General features: G+C 53.8%; 1 pseudogene. It reads left to right on the top strand.

Annotation, left to right across the window (positions count from 1 at the left end):
• Positions 1 to 273 (top strand): annotated as a pseudogene (locus SB775_RS29470) (argininosuccinate lyase); the annotation flags it as partial.

Below are 273 nucleotides of genomic sequence, written 5' to 3'. Positions count from 1 at the left end.
CCGATCTTTGAAGGCATGATCCGGACGATGAACGTCAACACCGCGTCCATGGAAAAAGCGGTCAACTCCGACTTTTCAAATGCCACGGAACTTGCGGATTACTTGGCGGCAAAAGGCATGCCGTTCCGCGAAGCGCACGATGTGACCGGCAAGCTGGTCTTCACGTGCATCCAGCGTGGCTATTATTTGAAAGACTTGCCGCTTGAGGATCTCCAGGCAGCCAGCCCGCTCATTGAAGAGGATATTTACGAAACCTTGCTTCCGCAAACGGCC

The sequence above is a fragment of the Peribacillus sp. SIMBA_075 genome, assembly GCF_046534585.1.
The sequence above is the reverse complement of the archived record's forward strand: the minus strand, read 5'-3'. Positions and strand labels throughout refer to the sequence as shown.